The following is an 18,687-nucleotide window of genomic DNA, read 5'->3' as shown; positions in this document are numbered from 1 at the left end:
GTTCATCCCACTGTGTTACGTAATCGGCTCAAAGTGGGTCTGAAGAGATACCATGACAAAAGAATCCCTATCATAAAAGCCAGCTCAACCAACATTATCACTACCCCTTGCTCACTAAACCAGGTGCCGACCATAATGGCAAAATTGGTGATAATGACAAATCGGGCCGTCCAGGGGAAAAGCGGCGATCGATAGCGTAGCAAATCGCTGGCGTACGTTCCATTACGCACCGATTGTCGGAAACGATACTGGCACCATCCGATGGTTATCCATGCCAGGCAACCCACCTGCCCGGTACTGGCGATCAGATATAAATAAAATTGCTGTGCGGGAATATAGCGGGTCAGCAACGACACCAACGCCAGCAAGGCCGTGATTAAAATAGCATACACCGGCACGCCGCCGCCGTTCGTTTTACCAAAGCAGGCTGGCGCAAAGCGATCGCCCGCCATAGACCACAGCATACGCGAACTGGCGTAAATGGCCGAGTTAGCGGCAGAAACCGCGGCGGAAAAGATCACCAGCGTCATCAGCGTATCCGCCCCCGGAATGCCCGCGTGGGAGAATACCCATACAAAGGGACTTTGTCCATTTGGCGTCAGTTCATGCGGATAGACCAGCGCCAGCACCGCAATCGCCAGGCCGTAAAACAAAATGATTCTGAGACCGATCCCCAGGATCACTTTCGGTAAAATAATGTGCGGCGATTCGGTCTCCCCTGCCGCATTTCCGACCAGTTCCACCCCCTGGAAGGAGTAAATCACGATCGTCATACAGACCACAATTTGCTCCCAACCGTGGGGAAACCACATTCCGTCTGTTTTTAACGTCGGGTGCCAGTCACTATGGCCCATTAGCGAGTAGATCATAACCCCTCCCGCGCAAATAAACAGCACGATCGCGAAAACCTTAATGGCCGAAAGCCAGTATTCGCATTCGCCAAAACTTTTTGCGGAGGTGAGATTGATGGCCGTCAGGATGAGCAGAATCGCCAGGCAGAACATATATACCGGAACCGCGGGGAAAAACTGGTGAGCAATAAACCCTGCGGCAGTGAGGTCGGCCGCCAGGGAAAAGACCCAGCTAAACCAGTAAAGCCAGCCAATGGTATAGCTCCAGCAAGGTGACGGCATAAACATCAGCGCGTAATGTTGAAATGAACCGGAGTGAGGAAAGGCGCATGATAATTCGCCAAGACACATCATCGTCGCCAGCATAATGCTTCCGGCAAACAGATAGGCCAGTAAGGTTCCCGCCGGCCCGACGCTGCTTAACGGTTCGGCAATGCCGATAAATAAGCCGGTGCCAATCGTGCCGCCCAGCGACATCATCAGCAGATGCCGCTTCTTCAGGTTACGCCGCAGACCGCCTTCGGGCTCTGCTGGCGGTGGTTGTTGCAGGGTATCCATCGTTACTCCCTGTCTTTCGTGAGGTCAAAGATGCCGCCGCGACATAGCCGCGGCGGTTATGCGTTAACGCGTAAACCTCCAGGCGACGCCTTTGGTCTGGCAGGCCATTAACAGGCCCGTATAATCCAGCTCAAAGCGAACCACATCGCCTACTTTTAGCGACTGACGACAATCTTCAATATCCACCAGCGTATGATCGCTGGTTTGTCCTAAGATAGTGATAGCGTCGTCGCATGGTACACAGTTATCCGACGGCACATCCTGGCGACCAAACGCCAGCAATGCGCGTCGGCGTATGCCACGATCGACAAAGGTTTTACTTTGCAAAAAGGCATCGACGCCCAGCTCCCCGACCGGGACGGTCGGTTTACTGTTCAGTTCGATGATTTCCGCTTCCAGGATATACATATCGGAACAGGCTTTATCGACCGGTTTTGCGGAGTGGTGAAATTCATTCAGGTATTTCATGTCCACATATTCAATGCCGAATTCATGCAGTCCGCCGATGCGCAGATGATTCAGTCCCTGCGGCCAGATACCTTTATCCAGCAGGTGATAGCTGGTGCAGTTTCCCGCAGAAAGCCGCCGGACAGGAATACCGCTGTCAGCTTCCAGCCGGGCGGCCAGCGCCAGAAAATCCTCGCCATTTTTTACCGTTGGCAACACGGTGCCGTAACAATTAAAGTTGGTGCCCAGTCCATATAATTCCAGACCGGGCAGACCAGTAATCAGAGTCACGGTCTCAAGAATGCGTTGATATTCACCAAACCAGATACCCTCGCGTAAATCGCCCATATCCACCATCAGTAATACCTGATGCGTTTTCCCCTGGCGTTGGGCTTCTTGCGATAATGCCCGTAATACCACCGGCTCGCTATTTAAACTAATATCCGCGTAGCGCACCACATCTTCGATTTCACTCAGACACGGGCTGCGTAACAGGCAGGTCGTACATCCTGTCTCGCGTATTTTTTTCAAATTATAGGTTCGTGATTCAGCGATAACGGTAATTCCGCCGTTGAACACCGCCTGCGCGGTTTCCACGCAGCCGTCAAAAACTTTATTGACAGCCATCACGTCAATACCGCTGCTTGCCAGCAGAGCTTTTTCCGTGCGGGCGTTTTCTTCCAGCTTGCGTAGATTTATTTCCAGAACTGGCATATACATTTTATTTTCCTCCCGCCATGCTTAAACGGGCATTACGTTTCTGCGCCCGATGGTAAATGTACTCCGCGACGACAACCGCCAGCACGGCTCCGCCAATAATTTTCCCGGCGTACTGGAAATATCCGCCCATATCAATTTGAGAAGGCGGAATAAATAACAGCGCAACGGCAAAGGCGATAGAAAGAAAGCCCAGCGCGGGTAAAATAGCCGGTAAAACCTTGCCCGGAATTTTAAAACTTCTTGGCGTATCCGGCTGGGTCTTACGTAAACGCCAGAACGCCGGGAACATCACCAGATAAGGAATAAAATAGGTGATGGTCGTTAGCGCCGTTAACATCCAGTAAGCCGCCGCAACGCTTGGCGAAATAAAAGTCGAAAAACACAGGACCGTGACAATAATCGCCTGTACAGTCAAGGCAAAGGCGGGCGTTTTCCACACCGGATGTAATTTGCCGATTCGGTCCCCCAGCAGATTATCTTCACGCGAGGCTTCCTGGAGCATATAAATCGGCCCCACCAGCCAGGAGTTAATCTGCCCGAGAGCGCCAAAAAACATACAGATGGCCATAACAGGAATTAACCACGGCATATGCAGCGTGTCCGCAGCAGCATGCATAGCCTGCATGACGCCTGCCACAATGTCGGTTTTCCCGGCGGGTAAAAGCGTGTTTAGCGCCCAGGTACCGACCATATAGATCCCAACGATAACGGCAGCGGAGACGGCCATCGCTCGCGGAAAATCACGCTGTGGATTACGGGTACGCCCGGCAATCATCGGGGCGACCTCCAGTCCGGCAAACGCAAACATCATGCTGGATAAGAAAACGATCGTATCCCAGTGTCCGAGATCCGGAATCCAGTTTTTCGCTGTAGTGTAGTCCGTCTGCATCTGGTGTCCGGTACATAGCCATACCACCGCCAGTAAAATGAGGATGGCGGAGGGAATAAATACGCCGCACCAGGCGCTGATGCTATTAATAATTTTTGTCCATTCCATCCCGCGGATATTCATCAGCGTTAATAGCCAGAAAATTACCGCGGAACCAATACCGATAAATGCTTTATTTTCCGCCAAGCCGCCGCCGATCATATAGCCCAACGCGGTAAAGCCGAATTGCAGCATTAATGGGAAAAACAGTACGCAGGAAAAGAGAAAACAAACCACAACAATCCATGCAATACGTTTACCAAATGCCTCTTTAATCCAGACAAATATCCCGCCATCTTTCGGCCAGCCGGTTGACAGCTCGCCGCATACCATCGCTAAAGGAAAAAACAAACAGAATGCGGCGATCACCCATAACAACATGGCCGATGCCCCGTAAGGCGCCACGTTAGGGATTTGCCGCAAACTCAGAATAGCGATGACATTCATAAAGACAATGTCTTTGATGCCAAGTAAGCCAGAATTCGTGTTACTCATGGCCATCTCCTGTTATGCATTCAGGCATCACTGCCCTCTTCTTATCATCTGACGACGGGCTTCAGCATGAAACTGAAGCCCAAAACAGTATTAATAAATGTCGTACTTGACCATATCTTCGTAACTGTCTTCCCGACGAATCAGACGCGTGTCACCATTTTTATCGATCATCACCACGCCCGTGCGCGGACGGTTGTTATAAACGGTTTGACTTTCAATGGTGTATGCCCCGGCATCAAGAAATGCGACAATATCGCCAACATGAGTCTCCTTCGGCAGTAAAAACTCTTCGCCTTTCACTCCCATGTGGAAATAATCTCCGCCATCACACAGCGGCCCGGCTAATTTTATCCAGGCGTCGTGCGCTGCCGTCATGCGAGAGGCGTTATAGACATAAAAGAACCAGTCAAAATGCTGGCTGTCAGAGAGTACGCTGTAACCAGCGTCGACAAATTTCCATTCAACGTGGCATTCCACATTGCCGTTAAGATCGTAATTTGTTTTACGTTTTTCGCAGGAGACTTCCGTAAGTAAAACCGCCGCCGACCCGGTCACTTTACGTCCCGGTTCAATACATATTTCCACATCGGTACGCCATTTATGCACTTCGCGAATGACCGCATCGGCAAAATCCTGGGCGGTAATACCGGCATACATATTATCTTTTAACGGGTCGCCATTCTCGTCGTCATATTTATAGGGAACCGGAATTCCGCCGCCCACGTTGATCAAATCAAATTTAATACCAAGCACCTCTTCCAGGCGACGGGATTCATCCACCAGCACTTTAGTCGCTTTTGCGAAAGGCTCTGACTCCGGCACCTGATCGCCCACATGCATATGCAAGCCGCGCAAATGCACATAAGGCATCGCCAGAATGCGGCGGCAGGTTTCTTCCGCCTGTTCCAGGTCGAGACCCGACTTCGCATGGAAAGCGGTAACCAGTTCCGCATGCGTCGCCGAGGGAACATTCGGTTCTACGCGGACGCAAACATTGGCGACTTTCTTCAGCTTGCGAGAGATGGCATCAATATGTTCCAGCTCATACAGGCTATCAACATTAATAAGATACAGATCGTTGGCGATGGCATATTCCAGATCGGCAGGCTTTTTCACCACGCCGTTGAAGACGATCTGATCGCCGCGAAAGCCTATCTCCAGGCACTTGCGAACCTCATATTGTGAGTTTGCCTCCGCGCAAATTCCGGCGTCACGAATGGCTTTCAACACCCCCATGACCGAGCAGGTTTTTGACGCAAAGAAGGTTTTGGTATTTTTATGCGCCGCAAATGCCTGCTGGATTTCATGAATGTTACGAATAATCTCCGGCTCAGAAAACACATAGAACGGCGTGGGGTACTGGCGCGCCAGAGCGTCCAGATCGACCCCTTCAAAACACAAATGACCGTCTTTGTGCTGGAAACGGCGATCGCCGTTGATTACCTGCTCACGTAGCTGGTTGTAATTCTGCATAATCGAGTCAGTCATAACGCCCTCTGCTTAATGTTTATGGTAAAAATCCGCATTCTTTACAGGGATAAAGCAAAAGGCATGCCACTATTTTTTATCAAAATAATCAATTAGTTATAAAAATAAGCTTTTTCTCATTTTCGTCATTGAGTTTGCTATTCATCACAACGACGAAAATTCGTCACTTTTATAATGACAACATGAACAATAGATATGAGGAATGCATATATGGCATCCACCAATCAGGAGCTGGCCTCGGCGCTCAGGATGTTTTCCCGCTTTTTCGATTTGATTCATCAGCCGTTGGCCGTCATTAATGAGCGTGGTGAATACGTTTACTACAATCAGGAAAGCGCGGATCTGGACGGCTATAGTATTGAACGGGCAATGGGAAAACATATGCTGGATGTCTATCCGGGCATGAAAGAGACGCAAAGTACGATGCTTTCATCGTTAAAAAAAGGCGTGGAATACATTGGCCATTATCAAATTTATTACAATGCGCGAGGCCAGGCCGTTGACTATCAGCACACCACCGCGCCGCTCTATGCAAGCGATGGCGGCATGGTCGGCGTTATCGAAATCGGCAGGAATATGTCCGGCGTCAGGCGGCTCCAGGAGCAGGTGGTAGAACTGAACCAACTGCTGTATGCCGATCACCATGAGAAGCACCATGCCATTATTACCGAAAATCCGGAAATGCTCAGTAATATCGCCAAAGCCAAACGGCTGGCCGCCAGTAATATTCCGGTGACGATTGTCGGGGAGACGGGAACGGGTAAGGAGCTATTTTCCCGCCTGATACATCAATGCAGCAAGCGGGCGAATAAGCCATTTATCGCCCTGAACTGCGGCGCTCTACCGCCTACGCTTATCGAAAGTACGCTTTTCGGCACCGTGCGCGGCGCCTATACCGGCGCGGAAAATAGCCAGGGCTATCTGGAACTGGCAAACGGGGGAACGCTCTTTCTTGATGAGCTGAACGCCATGCCGATAGAGATGCAAAGTAAGCTGCTGCGATTCTTGCAGGATAAAACCTTCTGGCGGCTCGGCGGACAACAGCAACTCCACTCTGATGTCAGGATCGTTGCCGCCATGAACGAAGCGCCCGTCAAATTAATTCAACAAGAACGTCTGCGGGCAGATCTTTTTTATCGGTTGAGCGTCGGAATGTTGACGTTACCGCCGCTGCGCGCCCGCCCGGAAGATATTCCCTTACTGGCGAATTATTTTATTGATAAATACCGTAATGACGTGCCGCAGGACATTCACGGATTAAGCGAGACGGCGCGTGCTGATCTGCTCAATCACGCCTGGCCGGGTAATGTCAGGATGCTGGAAAACGCGATTGTACGCAGCATGATCATGCAGGAAAAAGATGGGCTGCTCAAACACATCATTTTTGAACAGGACGAGTTAAATTTAGGCGTACCGGAAACCGCGCCGGAAAATCCCCTTCCCTCGTCACCCGATCCGCAGTATGAAGGGTCGCTGGAGGTACGGGTTGCCAACTACGAAAGGCATTTAATAGAAACCGCGCTGGATACGCATCAGGGGAATATTGCCGCCGCGGCCCGCAGCCTTAACGTATCCCGCACCACGTTACAGTACAAAGTACAAAAATACGCTATTCGCTTCGGCGTGGTGCGTAATTGACATCGGCCAGCGGCATTGCGCCGCTGGCAAAGCCATTAGCCTTCGTTATGCATTTCCAGGTTTTCCATTTCGTTCTGGAACAGCACCGCTTTGGCGTCGTCATTACGTAATGAATCCAGGAAGTCGAGGTATTGCTGGTCTACGTCTTTGGTGACATATATCCCGTTAAATACCGAACACTCAAACTGCTGGATATCCGGATTTTCCGCGCGTACGGCTTCGATCAGATCGTTCAGATCCTGGAAGATAAGCCCGTCTGCGCCGATGATCTGACGAATCTCATCCACCTCGCGACCATGCGCGATCAGCTCATTGGCGGTCGGCATATCAATGCCATAGACGTTGGGGAAACGAATTTCCGGCGCGGCGGACGCCAGATAAACCTTCTTCGCGCCGGCTTCCCGGGCCATCTCGATGATCTGCTCTGATGTGGTGCCACGCACGATGGAATCATCCACCAGCAGGACGTTCTTATCGCGGAATTCCGCGCGATTAGCATTGAGCTTACGGCGCACGGATTTACGGCGTAGCTGTTGGCCCGGCATGATAAAGGTACGTCCCACGTAACGATTTTTGACAAATCCCTGGCGGTACGGCTTGCCGAGAATACGGGCAATTTCCAGTGCGATATCGCAGGAGGTTTCCGGGATAGGGATCACGACGTCGATGTCCAGATCTTCCCATTCACGAGCGATTTTTTCGCCAAGTTTGGTGCCCATATTCACACGAGCGCTGTAGACGGAGATCTTGTCGATAAAGGAGTCCGGGCGAGCAAAATAAACGTACTCAAACAGACAGGGGTTACTGACCGGGTTATCCGCGCACTGGCGCGTGAACAGTTGCCCCTTTTCGGTAATATAGATAGCTTCGCCCGGCGCGACATCGCGCAGAAACTCAAAGCCCAGCGTATCCAGCGCCACGCTTTCAGAAGCGACCATATACTCCGTACGACCATCGCCAACGTCACGCTTGCCCAGCACTAACGGGCGAATGCCGTGCGGATCGCGAAAAGCCACCATGCCGTGGCCGATAATCATCGCCACGCAGGCATAGGCGCCACGGATTTGACGGTTAGTCGCGGCAATCGCGGCAAAAATATTGTCGGCTTCCAGCGGATAGTGACGGAAGTTGTCGAGCTCGCTGGCGAAAATATTGAGCAGGATTTCGGAATCGGAGGTGGTGTTGATATGACGGCGCTTTTCTTCAAACAGCTTTTTACGTAGCTCGTGCGCATTAGTCAGGTTGCCATTATGGGCCAACGTGATGCCATACGGCGAGTTAACGTAAAAAGGTTGCGCTTCCGAAGCGCTGGAGCTGCCTGCGGTAGGGTAGCGCACATGGCCGATCCCCATGTTGCCCTGCAAACGCTGCATGTGGCGAGCTTCAAAAATATCGTTCACCAGCCCGTTTGCCTTACGCAAGCGGAAGCAGTTATTCGCATCAATGGTGATGATACCGGCAGCATCCTGACCACGATGCTGGAGCACTGTTAACGCGTCATAAATCGACTGGTTGACCGGCATAACACCGGCGATACCGACAATACCGCACATACGTCATTTTCCTCGTTAAGCCACATCTCAGAACCTGTTACGTCCTGGGCAAGAAACTCGACGAGCTTTGCAGATAGTCAAAGAACCATCTGATGATGAAGCTGAACTGCGGGATGAGCTGCGATTTGCTCCAGTCTTCGCTTTTCGACAAGCCGGTAAAGGTATCAAGGAAGAACAGAATGGCGGCGACAATCAGCGCGCCTCGCAGTGCGCCGAAACAGATCCCCAACACCCGGTCAGTTCCCGACAGGCCGGTCTTTTCTACTAGCTGACCTATCACAAAATTCACGATAGCGCCGACGATAAGCGTCGCGATAAACAGTACCGCGATAGCAATCCCATTACGAACCAGTTCGTCTTCAAAGCCCGTAAACCAGACAGACAGGTAAGTGTAGTAGTGACTGGCGACAAAGAAAGCACAACCCCACGTCACCAGCGATAACGCTTCACGAACAAAGCCGCGGATCAGGCTAACCAGACAGGAAAAAGCAATCACCGCGATAATGGCGTAATCAATCCAGACCATAGATGTCCCACGATTTTACGCCCTGTCGTCCTGTTCGGGGCGCATTCTAACAGAAAAAGAAAACGTTTGCGTAGGGATTTCCTTCCCACGCGTAAATAAAAATGGCGCTGAAAAAACATTCAACGCCATCACACTTTTTATCTCTTCGGGCACGACCAGAAGAGCTGCCATCGGCCTGATAAGCGCAGGATACCCGGTTCATTCCTTCTGCCGGATGGCGGCGTAAACGCCTTATCCAGCCTACAGAACTTCGGCTATTACCAGATGAACACCGTAGGCCTTAACGCTGCGCGCTCAGGCAAAACGCGCCTTAGTTCGGGCTATATCCCATCACCACGCCGCTTAACCCGGAAATCTGCTTGAGCTCGCCAAGCGATCCTTTCATCTTATCTTTCGACGCATCCGGCCCGACGAGAATACGGGTTATTTTACCCTGTACCGGCGTTGAGGGGGAAGTATAAACCCGGAACCCGGCGGAACGAAGCTTGCCGACTATCTCGTTGACTTTATCCGCGTTTTTCAGCGCGCCCAACTGTACGACATAGGCTTTGCCGGTCGGCGCAGGTTTATCGTCGGCGACTGGTTGCGGCGCGGGCGTCGGCGTGGAAGCGGCGACAACCGGCTGTTGCGGTTTAGGCTGCGGCTTCGGCTTTTCAACCGGCTTCGGTTTAGGCGTCTCCACCGGTATCGGATCAAGCTCGACATTGTTAGACGCCATGCGCGACGGGTCCAGCGACGGCGCTGCCGCATCTCCCGCCCGCACCTCTTCAGCCGCCCCTTCCGGCGGCTGTGTCGGCAGCGCCTGCGTTGCGGCAGGCATCATATCCGGCTCATCGCGGTCGCCAGGCTTCGGTACCAGTGGAATCGCAGCAAATTCATCCTGATAATGCTTTTTCTGTCCGTCCAGCAGACCGGGAAGCACAATAACCCCCAGCGCGACTAACACAATCGTGCCGACTAAACGATTCTGAAACTTACTCGCCACCGATTCTCCCCGCGTCTATCACTTCCATAACATGTGCGACGGTGTGGAACGATCCGCACACCAGCACGGTATCTTCTGGCTGCGCCGCGTCGATAGCGGCCTGCCATGCCTGCGCGACGCTATCATAGACATTCCCTTTCCCCAGATGTTCCAGAAGTTGTTCCGCCGTCGCGCCGCGCGGCCCCTCTAACGGAGCACAATACCAGTCGTCAACCACGCTTTTCAACCAGGCTAACGTGCCGGCGATATCTTTATCATGCAGCATACCAATCACCGCAAGCACGCGCCCGCGTTTCGGCAACATTTTCAGACGACCCGTCAGGTATTCCGCCGCGTGGGGATTATGGGCGACATCAAAGATAACGCGCGGCGACTCACTCACGATTTGAAAACGTCCCGGCAAGGTAGCCTGCGCAATACCGTCGCGAATCGCCTGCTCGTCAATATTCAACCTGCTGGCGCGCAGCGCGGCCAGAGCGGTGGCGGCATTCGGCTGAGGAACCTGCGGCAACGGCAGTCCGGCAAGCGTGCCGTCGCCATCGGTAAACGCCCAGTGGGTCGCTGTCACCTCATAACGCCAGTCAACGCCGCGACGCCGCAACAGCGCGCCGGTCTCCTGCGCGACATCCGCGATGGTTGCCGGCATTTCCGGTTCGCCGACGATAGCGGGTTTTTCCGCACGAAAAATCCCGGCTTTCTCGCGGCCGATACTTTCGCGATCCGGCCCCAGCCAGTCAGTATGGTCAAGCGCGATGCTGGTAATTACCGCTACATCGGCATCCACAATGTTCGTGGCGTCCAGGCGCCCGCCCAACCCGACCTCCAGAATCACCACGTCAAGGTTAGCCTGTTTAAACAGCCACAATGCCGACAACGTGCCATATTCAAAATAGGTCAATGAAATATCGCCGCGCGCCGCTTCTATTTCCGCAAAGGACGCGGTATGCGCGGATTCCGCTAATTCTTTCCCCTGCACGCGCACGCGCTCGGTGTAACGTACCAGATGAGGCGAACTATAGACGCCCACACGGTATCCCGCCGCGATTAACACCGACTCCAGCGTGCGACAGGTCGTACCTTTGCCGTTGGTTCCCGCAACGGTAAAAACGAACGGCGCAGGCTTGAGGATGTCCAGACGCGCTGCCACCTGGCTTACGCGCTCAAGGCCTAAATCGATACTCTTGCTGTGCAGGTTTTCCAGATAAGAAAGCCACGAGGCCAGGGGCGACGCAGCTTGAGGTATAGATTTGTTTTTCATTGTTTCCGCTGCTTCTTTACGGTGAAAAGCAAAAGGGCAGAGCCTGCGGCCCTGCCCTTTTCAGTTATCAGGCCTCAGACTCCTGATCCGGCGCCGGAGGCACCACCACGCCTTCACGCGGGGCGTCCGGGTTCGGCGCGGGCAGATTCATCAGCTTCGCCAGAATGCTCGCCAGCTTCAGGCGCATTTCCGGGCGGCGGACTATCATATCAATAGCGCCTTTTTCGATCAGGAACTCACTGCGCTGGAATCCTGGCGGCAGTTTTTCGCGAACGGTCTGTTCGATAACGCGCGGGCCGGCGAAGCCAATCAGAGCTTTTGGCTCGGCGATGTTGAGATCGCCCAGCATCGCAAAACTGGCGGAAACGCCGCCCATTGTCGGATCGGTCAATACCGAAATGTAGGGCAGACCACGTTCCTGCATTTTAGCCAGCGCCGCCGAGGTTTTCGCCATCTGCATCAGCGACATCAGCGCTTCTTGCATACGCGCGCCGCCGGAAGCAGAGAAACACACTAACGGACAGTTGTCTTCCAGCGCCTGTTCAACGGCGCGAACGAAGCGTGCGCCAACGACAGACCCCATTGAGCCGCCCATGAACGCGAATTCAAACGCGGCGGCGACAACCGGCATACCGTGAAGCGTCCCTTTCATGACCACCAGCGCGTCTTTCTCGCCGGTTTCTTTCTGCGCGGACGCCAGTCTGTCTTTATATTTTTTGGAGTCGCGGAACTTGAGCACGTCTTTTGGCTCCAGCTCGCTACCCAACTCCACAAGGGAACCTTCATCTAACAGGCTATGCAGGCGATTGCGCGCCGACATGCGCATATGATGGTCACACTTAGGACAGACCTCAAGATTACGTTCCAGCTCAGCGCGGTATAAAACCTGACCGCAGCTATCACACTTGGTCCACACCCCTTCAGGAATGCTAGCCTTGCGGGTGGGAGTAATGTTGCTTTTAATTCGTTCAATCCAGCTCATTGGTGACCTTTCTGCCTGAACCTTAGTCAGCTTTATTATAAGGGGCGCATAATGCCATTTTTGCCCCCAACAGACCATGAATGTTGCACATTAAAACATAACAGCCCGAAACTTTGGATAAAAAAGTGGTCGAACCGCTGAGTTACTTTCTATTTTGCGGCACGCGACGCAGCGCGCTTATGCCGGACAATCTCAATGACGCCAGGTAATATCGAAACCACGATAATCCCCACAATCAGCAGCTTAAGGTTATCCTGAATCAACGGTATCGTACCGAAGAAATAACCGGCGTAGGTAAAGAGCAGCACCCACAGCAGCGCGCCGATGACGTTATAGGCGGCAAAATGCCGATAGGACATGTGCCCCATCCCTGCCACAAACGGCGCAAAGGTTCTGACGATCGGCACGAAGCGAGCGAGAATGATAGTTTTACCGCCGTGTTTTTCATAAAACTGGTGGGTTTTATCCAGATAACTACGGCGGAAAATTTTCGAATTCGGATTACTGAACAGTTTTTCGCCGAACAGTCGACCAATCGTGTAATTTACCGCATCGCCGACAATTGCGGCGATCAGCATTAACGCCACCATGACATGCACATTGAGATCGTTGGTTTCCAGCGAAGCCAGCGCCCCGGCGACAAACAGCAGCGAGTCGCCCGGCAGGAACGGCGTGACGACCAGGCCGGTTTCACAAAACAGAATCAAAAACAAAATAGCGTACACCCAGACGCCGTACTCCGCGACCAGCTCCGCCAGATGCACATCGATGTGCAGAATAAAATCAATAATAAAGTAGATCAGGTCCATATTTGTCTTTGCCTTTCTACCCGACACGTTTCGGGTGTGCGATTCGGATTAGTCCGCCAGAAATAGCGGGCCCATTGGCGGTTTTGGAAGGTCAAACCGGTCAGGGTAATCCACCGCAACCAAATATAGCCCTTCCGCCTTCGCCGTTGCCGCCGCCAGCGTTCTGTCCCTGGCCGCTAACAGCTCTGCGATCCAGCTCTCCGGCTGGTTGTGAGCGCCTACTTCCAGCAGGCTGCCGACAATATTCCTGACCATATGATGAACAAAGGCATTCGCTTTGATATCGACCACCACATAAGGGCCGTGGCGGGTAACGTTGATGTGCATCACATTACGCCACGGCGTGCGCGACTGGCACTGCACTGCGCGAAACGAGGTAAAATCATTTTCGCCAAGCAGACACTGCGCCGCGCGATGCATCCGCTCTGCATCCAGCGGCTCATAGTAATGCGTCACGCCTTTTGCTAATACCGCAGGACGCAGTCGATGATTGTAGATGATATAGCGATAACGGCGAGCCGTAGCGCTAAATCGCGCGTGAAAATCATCCGGTACAGTTTTCACCCAGCGCACGGCAATGTCACCAGGCAAATTCGCATTTACCCCCAGCGTCCATGCCGCATCTTTGCGCAATGCGGTCGTTTCGAAATGGACAACCTGCCCGGTGCCGTGAACGCCGGCATCGGTACGCCCGGCGCAGAACACGTTAATAGGTTCATTTGCCACCTGCGAGAGCGCTTTTTCCAGCTTTTCCTGCACGCTGCGCACTTCATTCTGACGCTGCCAGCCATAATACTTGCTGCCGTCGTACTCAATACCCAGCGCAATTTTATAGACCGCCGATGATTGCTGTCCGGACATCAGTACAGATACTCCTGCACCAGCTTCTCCGCAATTTTAACGGCCATCAGCGCGCCGCCGAAACGCACGTTGTCCGCCACTGACCAGAACTGAATTTGTTCCGGCATACCGTAATCATTATGCACACAGCCAATAGAGAGCTGTGGATTGCCGGAAGCGTCGCCCACCTGCGTCGGGTAATCCGTCTCTTCTGACAGTACGATATCTTCACCGCGGGAAAATGCCTCGCGCGCCTCTTCCGCCGCCAGCGGACGGAGCGCTTCAAAGCTCACCATCTGCGCATGGCCATAGAACACCGGCGACTGCACGACACTGGCGGAGATCATCACGCCATCGTCCTGCAAAATTTTACGCACTTCATCGACGATACGACGTTCCTGGCGCACGCTGCCTTCCCGATCCGGCAGCAGCGGCAGCATATTGAACGCCAACTGGCGGCCAAAGAAATCATCTTCATCAATCGGTATGCCGTTAAGCAACTTCGCACTCTGTCCGGCCAGCGCATCGACCGCTTTTTTCCCCTGTGCGGACGCTGATAACATACTGGTGACGGCGATGCGCGACAGTCCCCCCTGATCGATTAACGGCTTGAGCGCCGCCAGCAGTTGACTGGTCAGACTATCGGCGACCGCAATCACGTTACGGTTACGGTAATCCGCCAGTACATACGGGTTAACTTCCGGCACGACCAGCGGCACATCAGGCTCCAGCGCGAACAGACCGCTGGAATCTATCACCAGGCAACCTGCATTAGTCGCGTCGTCTATCCAGGCAGCCGATGCCTCTGCGCCGGCAACGAAAAACGCCAACTGCGCCTGCGTCCAGTCAAAGTCCGCCGCATCCTGGACAATGACCGACTTGCCACCAAAACGGAGGTGCTCGCCCGCGCTTTCATGACGCGCCAACGCATAAATTTCACCGACCGGGAACTGGCGTTCAGCCAGTGTTTCAAGCAGGGCTTCGCCTACGGCGCCCGTTGCGCCCAGAATGGCAATGTTCCAGCCTTCAGACATGGTGATTTACTCCAGAAATACATAAGCGTCCCTGTCGCATTATTCGACAGGGAGCATTAAGAAGACATTAATGTGCCGGGTGATGAACAGCGTTAAAACCTAGCTTACACAGCAAGGCGGCTGCCGTTTCGTCGTCACACATCACGTATAAAGACGACCATTCACGGCGCTCAAGATAATTTTTACGCAATTTATCAAATTCACCCGGAATTCCAGCGACTTTACGCAGTGGCGCATCGTCGCGGCGCACATCATACACCAAATGCGCCAGTCTTTTCAGCGTCGGTTGATCCAGCGGGCCATGAAGCGTAATACGACCAAACTCAGGCGCAGGCAGTAATGTCTCCAGCGCGACACGCTGCTCGCGACCGATAAACGCGCTATACGCCTCAAAGACCTGGGTGGTGCCGCGCGCTTTGCCTTCCAGCGTATAGCCGGCAATATGCGACGTGCCGATATCCACGGCTTCCAGTAGCGCGACGTTAAGATCCGGTTCGCCCTCCCACACATCAAGCACCACGCTCAGCGGCTGCCCGGCATTAAGTCGCGCCAGCAACGCGGCGTTATCCACCACCGGACCGCGGCAGGCGTTAATGAGAATGGCGCCGGGTTTCAGTCGACGGATCAGCGTCTCATCGGCCAGATGCAGCGTTTTGTACGGTCCGTCTTTATAGAGCGGCGTATGGAAAGTCAGGACATCCGCTTCCTGCACCAGCTCATCCAGCGTACGAAAATCACCCTCGTCCCCGCGTGCGGCGCGTGGCGGATCGCACAGCAACGTGCGGATACCCAACGCTTCAAGCCTGGTCTGTAGCCGGCTTCCGACGTTACCCACGCCGACAATCCCTATAGTGCGATCGCGTAACGAAAAGCCGTCACGTTCGGCCAGCATCAACAGCGCGGAAAACACATACTCCACCACGGCGATAGCATTACAGCCGGGCGCGGCTGAAAAACCGATGCCCGCCTGCTTCAGCCATGCCTCATCCACATGATCGGTGCCTGCCGTAGCAGTACCAACGAAGTTAATCGGCGTGCCGCTCAGCAGCGATTCATTCACTTTCGTGACCGAACGCACCATTAACGCATCGGCATGGTTCAATTCTTCAACGGGGATCGGGCGACCCGGCACTGCCTTTACCTCACCCAGGCGGCTAAATAATTCGCGGGCGTAAGGCATATTTTCATCAACGAGAATTTTCACGACTGTCGTACCTGTTTGAGAACGAGAGTTAACCGGACAAGTGTGCCATAATCTGGCCGCCAGGCATATATTGCTCAGATTTATGGTTAAAGGATAATTAATTATGCATCCCATCTCCGGCGCCCCTGCACAGCCTCCAGGCGAAGGGCGTAATCCTCTTTCCGCTGCGAGCGAGCAGCCGCTTTCCATGCAACAGCGTACGGTACTGGAAAGGCTGATCACGCGCCTGATTTCACTGACCCAGCAGCAAAGCGCGGAAGTATGGGCCGGAATGAAACACGATCTGGGGATAAAAAATGACGCGCCGCTACTGTCGCGCCACTTCCCCGCCGCTGAACAGAATCTTACCCAGCGTCTGGGCGTAGCGCAGCAAAATCACGCCAATCGTCAGGTGCTTTCACAGCTAACAGAGCTGCTTGGCGTCGGAAATAATCGTCAGGCCGTCAGCGATTTTATCCGTCAGCAATACGGTCAAACCGCGCTTAGCCAGCTTACGCCCGATCAACTCAAAAACGTGCTGACGCTCCTGCAACAGGGGCAGCTTTCCATTCCGCAGCCGCAGCAACGTCCGGCAACGGATCGGCCATTATTGCCTGCTGAACATAATACGTTGAATCAGTTGGTGACGAAGCTGGCGGCCGCGACCGGCGAGTCAAACAAACTTATCTGGCAATCAATGCTGGAACTCTCCGGCGTGAAAAGCGGCGAGCTCATTCCGGCAAAACAGTTTACCCATCTGGCGACATGGCTACAGGCGCGGCAGACGCTGTCACTACAACACGCGCCTACGCTACATACGCTGCAGGCTGCGTTAAAACAACCGCTGGAACCGGACGAACTCACAGCGATCAAAGAGTATGCCCAACACACTTATCAAATTCAGCCGCAAACGGTGCTGACCACCGCCCAGGTGCAGGATTTACTTAACCATATTTTCCTGCGTCGCGTAGAGCGGGAGGCGGATGAGCTCGAACCGCTCTCTATTCAACCCATCTACCGCCCGTTTGCGCCGATGATTGAAACCGTGAAAAATCTGTCTGCGCGACCAGGCCTGTTGTTTATCGCGCTAATAATTGTACTGGCGCTTTTCTGGCTGGTTTCTTAACCGCGCCGGAACGATAATATCGTCACCAGGATGCCAACCACCGCGGAGATCGCTCCCGCGAGGAATACGGAAGGATAGCCGTATGACGTGGCCAGCATGCCCGCCAGCGGGCCGGTAACGCCGTAGGAGATATCCTGAAACGCGGCGTAGCCGCCGAGCGCCGTACCGCGTACCTGTGCAGGTACGCGTTTCACAACCTCCACGCCCAGCGCCGGGAAAATCAGTGAACACCCTGCCCCGGTGAGCGCCGCGCCTACCAGCGCTATCCAGGCCGTCGGCGCCAGCCACAAGAGCAGCAACCCTGCCGTCTCAACCAGCAATGAGACAACGGCGACCTTCACGCCGCCAAAGCGGTCCGGCATCCAACCGAACAATATGCGCATCAGTACAAACGCACCGCCAAACGCGGTCAGGGTGAATCCCGCCATCGTCCAGCCATTGCTGACAAAATAAAGTGAAATAAACGTACCGATGACGGCAAAGCCCACGCCCTGCAATGCCAGGCCCAGGCCCGGTTTCCAGATAAGCCCGACCACGCTCCACAGTGAAGGTCGCTCCCCCGTATACGCAGGCACTTTACGCACGGTGCCGTTGAATGCCCAGGCCAGCAGCGGTAAAACCATCGTCGTCCCCGCCAGCGCCGCGAAGCCAAAGTGGCTATGGATCAGCAAGCCCAACGGCGCACCGGCCGCCAGCGCGCCGTAAATCGCCATCCCGTTCCACGACATCACCTTACCGGAACGCGTTGGGCCAACCAGCCCCAGTCCCCAGGTCAGGGTTCCGGTCAGCAGCTGGCTTTCGCCAAATCCGAGGATCAAACGCCCGACAATAAGCAGCGCGAATTTTACTGGCGCGGAAACCGGCAACAGCGCGGCCAGGAGCCAGGCGGCGCCCGCCAGCCCGCAGGCAAGCATCCCCTGTAACGCCGATCGTTTAGCGCCATATTGATCCGCCAGCCGTCCGGCATAGCCGCGCGTCAGTACCGTCGCAAAAAACTGAATGCCCACGGCGATCCCAACCATCGTATTGCTATAGCCCAGTTCGTGATGAACAAAAAGCGGGATGACGGGTAACGGCAGGCCGACCGTCATATAGGTCAGGAAAACCGCAAAGGCGATGCGGAACAGCGAAAAATTCGCAGACGGGGTCGTTGTTTTTTGGCTAACTGCTGTCATGCATTACTCCAGAATGCAGAGTAAGGCGGGGAAAGGCCACGCCCCCCTCTACCTGAACGTCAGGATTAAGGTGCGTTGGATAACGTTAAAC

Annotated in this window: 16 protein-coding genes; 2 read left to right on the top strand and 14 right to left on the bottom strand. The window is 53.9% G+C overall.

Annotated features, from left to right (window positions below; genetic code table 11):
* Positions 1 to 2: 2 nt before the first annotated feature.
* From QEN31_RS07275 to QEN31_RS07260, 4 genes are all read right to left on the bottom strand, one after another.
* A complete protein-coding gene (locus tag QEN31_RS07275) occupies positions 3 to 1,409 on the bottom strand; it encodes an amino acid permease (RefSeq protein ID WP_000380346.1) in 1,407 nt (468 codons plus the stop codon).
* A 63-nt stretch (positions 1,410 to 1,472) separates the two neighbouring features.
* The gene (locus QEN31_RS07270; protein ID WP_000281907.1) at positions 1,473 to 2,576 is read right to left on the bottom strand and encodes an alanine/ornithine racemase family PLP-dependent enzyme; all 1,104 of its coding nucleotides are present in this window, start codon (positions 2,574 to 2,576) and stop codon (positions 1,473 to 1,475) included.
* A 1-nt stretch (position 2,577) separates the two neighbouring features.
* Positions 2,578 to 3,999: an APC family permease gene (locus tag QEN31_RS07265; protein ID WP_000072512.1), complete on the bottom strand. Its 1,422-nt coding sequence runs from the start codon at positions 3,997 to 3,999 to the stop codon at positions 2,578 to 2,580.
* A gap of 90 nt (positions 4,000 to 4,089) precedes the next feature.
* The gene (locus QEN31_RS07260) at positions 4,090 to 5,487 is read right to left on the bottom strand and encodes a diaminopimelate decarboxylase family protein (RefSeq protein WP_000132305.1); all 1,398 of its coding nucleotides are present in this window, start codon (positions 5,485 to 5,487) and stop codon (positions 4,090 to 4,092) included.
* Positions 5,488 to 5,697: 210 nt separating this feature from the next.
* Between QEN31_RS07260 and QEN31_RS07255 the strand changes: the two genes are divergently transcribed.
* A complete protein-coding gene (locus QEN31_RS07255) occupies positions 5,698 to 7,125 on the top strand; it encodes a sigma-54 interaction domain-containing protein (RefSeq protein WP_000168925.1) in 1,428 nt (475 codons plus the stop codon).
* A 35-nt stretch (positions 7,126 to 7,160) separates the two neighbouring features.
* On the opposite strand, the gene purF is transcribed toward QEN31_RS07255, so the two are convergent.
* From purF to pdxB, 9 genes are all read right to left on the bottom strand, one after another.
* Entirely contained in the window at positions 7,161 to 8,678 is a 1,518-nt protein-coding gene (purF, locus tag QEN31_RS07250) for an amidophosphoribosyltransferase (protein ID WP_000334204.1), read from the bottom strand.
* A 37-nt stretch (positions 8,679 to 8,715) separates the two neighbouring features.
* Positions 8,716 to 9,204: a colicin V production protein gene (gene cvpA / locus QEN31_RS07245; protein ID WP_000262102.1), complete on the bottom strand. Its 489-nt coding sequence runs from the start codon at positions 9,202 to 9,204 to the stop codon at positions 8,716 to 8,718.
* Between the two features lie 310 nt (positions 9,205 to 9,514).
* Positions 9,515 to 10,189 (bottom strand): cell division protein DedD, encoded by a 675-nt coding sequence (gene dedD, locus QEN31_RS07240; protein WP_000157037.1) that lies wholly within the window; start codon positions 10,187 to 10,189, stop codon positions 9,515 to 9,517.
* The gene (folC, locus tag QEN31_RS07235) at positions 10,179 to 11,447 is read right to left on the bottom strand and encodes a bifunctional tetrahydrofolate synthase/dihydrofolate synthase (RefSeq protein WP_000792275.1); all 1,269 of its coding nucleotides are present in this window, start codon (positions 11,445 to 11,447) and stop codon (positions 10,179 to 10,181) included. Before folC ends, dedD begins: the two co-directional genes overlap by 11 nt.
* Positions 11,448 to 11,514: 67 nt before the next feature.
* A complete protein-coding gene (gene accD / locus QEN31_RS07230; protein ID WP_000118383.1) occupies positions 11,515 to 12,429 on the bottom strand; it encodes an acetyl-CoA carboxylase, carboxyltransferase subunit beta in 915 nt (304 codons plus the stop codon).
* A 149-nt stretch (positions 12,430 to 12,578) separates the two neighbouring features.
* Positions 12,579 to 13,238, bottom strand: coding sequence for a DedA family protein (locus tag QEN31_RS07225; RefSeq protein ID WP_000364318.1), 660 nt, complete (start codon positions 13,236 to 13,238; stop codon positions 12,579 to 12,581).
* A 48-nt stretch (positions 13,239 to 13,286) separates the two neighbouring features.
* On the bottom strand, positions 13,287 to 14,099 hold the full coding sequence (gene truA, locus QEN31_RS07220) for a tRNA pseudouridine(38-40) synthase TruA (RefSeq protein ID WP_000016626.1): 813 nt from the start codon (positions 14,097 to 14,099) through the stop codon (positions 13,287 to 13,289).
* Positions 14,099 to 15,112, bottom strand: a complete 1,014-nt coding sequence (locus QEN31_RS07215; protein ID WP_001289141.1) for an aspartate-semialdehyde dehydrogenase — start codon at positions 15,110 to 15,112, stop codon at positions 14,099 to 14,101. The genes truA and QEN31_RS07215 overlap by 1 nt, the downstream gene beginning before the upstream one ends.
* Positions 15,113 to 15,179: 67 nt before the next feature.
* Positions 15,180 to 16,316, bottom strand: coding sequence for a 4-phosphoerythronate dehydrogenase PdxB (pdxB, locus tag QEN31_RS07210; RefSeq protein WP_000699178.1), 1,137 nt, complete (start codon positions 16,314 to 16,316; stop codon positions 15,180 to 15,182).
* A gap of 103 nt (positions 16,317 to 16,419) precedes the next feature.
* Between pdxB and flk the strand changes: the two genes are divergently transcribed.
* Positions 16,420 to 17,421: a flagella biosynthesis regulator Flk gene (gene flk / locus QEN31_RS07205; protein WP_000553395.1), complete on the top strand. Its 1,002-nt coding sequence runs from the start codon at positions 16,420 to 16,422 to the stop codon at positions 17,419 to 17,421.
* Here flk and QEN31_RS07200 read toward each other — a convergent pair.
* Positions 17,418 to 18,596, bottom strand: a complete 1,179-nt coding sequence (locus tag QEN31_RS07200) for an MFS transporter (RefSeq protein WP_000127734.1) — start codon at positions 18,594 to 18,596, stop codon at positions 17,418 to 17,420. The two genes, flk and QEN31_RS07200, sit on opposite strands and share 4 nt — an antisense overlap.
* Between the last annotated feature and the right edge of the window lie 91 nt (positions 18,597 to 18,687).

It is taken from the genome of Salmonella sp. SA15303, assembly GCF_029962125.1.
Lineage (GTDB): Bacteria > Pseudomonadota > Gammaproteobacteria > Enterobacterales > Enterobacteriaceae > Salmonella > Salmonella enterica.
This window is presented reverse-complemented; position numbering and strand designations above follow the sequence as displayed.

Excerpts from the sequence above, each read along its gene's own strand:
- QEN31_RS07215 (WP_001289141.1), bottom strand. The coding sequence starts at position 15,112 with ATGTCTGAAGGCTGGAACATTGCCATTCTGGGCGCAACGGGCGCCGTA.
- QEN31_RS07200 (WP_000127734.1), bottom strand. The coding sequence starts at position 18,596 with ATGACAGCAGTTAGCCAAAAAACAACGACCCCGTCTGCGAATTTTTCG.
- folC (WP_000792275.1), bottom strand. The coding sequence starts at position 11,447 with ATGAAAAACAAATCTATACCTCAAGCTGCGTCGCCCCTGGCCTCGTGG.
- truA (WP_000016626.1), bottom strand. The coding sequence starts at position 14,099 with ATGTCCGGACAGCAATCATCGGCGGTCTATAAAATTGCGCTGGGTATT.
- accD (WP_000118383.1), bottom strand. The coding sequence starts at position 12,429 with ATGAGCTGGATTGAACGAATTAAAAGCAACATTACTCCCACCCGCAAG.
- flk (WP_000553395.1), top strand. The coding sequence starts at position 16,420 with ATGCATCCCATCTCCGGCGCCCCTGCACAGCCTCCAGGCGAAGGGCGT.
- QEN31_RS07265 (WP_000072512.1), bottom strand. The coding sequence starts at position 3,999 with ATGAGTAACACGAATTCTGGCTTACTTGGCATCAAAGACATTGTCTTT.
- QEN31_RS07255 (WP_000168925.1), top strand. The coding sequence starts at position 5,698 with ATGGCATCCACCAATCAGGAGCTGGCCTCGGCGCTCAGGATGTTTTCC.
- QEN31_RS07275 (WP_000380346.1), bottom strand. The coding sequence starts at position 1,409 with ATGGATACCCTGCAACAACCACCGCCAGCAGAGCCCGAAGGCGGTCTG.
- QEN31_RS07225 (WP_000364318.1), bottom strand. The coding sequence starts at position 13,238 with ATGGACCTGATCTACTTTATTATTGATTTTATTCTGCACATCGATGTG.
- cvpA (WP_000262102.1), bottom strand. The coding sequence starts at position 9,204 with ATGGTCTGGATTGATTACGCCATTATCGCGGTGATTGCTTTTTCCTGT.
- QEN31_RS07260 (WP_000132305.1), bottom strand. The coding sequence starts at position 5,487 with ATGACTGACTCGATTATGCAGAATTACAACCAGCTACGTGAGCAGGTA.
- QEN31_RS07270 (WP_000281907.1), bottom strand. The coding sequence starts at position 2,576 with ATGTATATGCCAGTTCTGGAAATAAATCTACGCAAGCTGGAAGAAAAC.
- purF (WP_000334204.1), bottom strand. The coding sequence starts at position 8,678 with ATGTGCGGTATTGTCGGTATCGCCGGTGTTATGCCGGTCAACCAGTCG.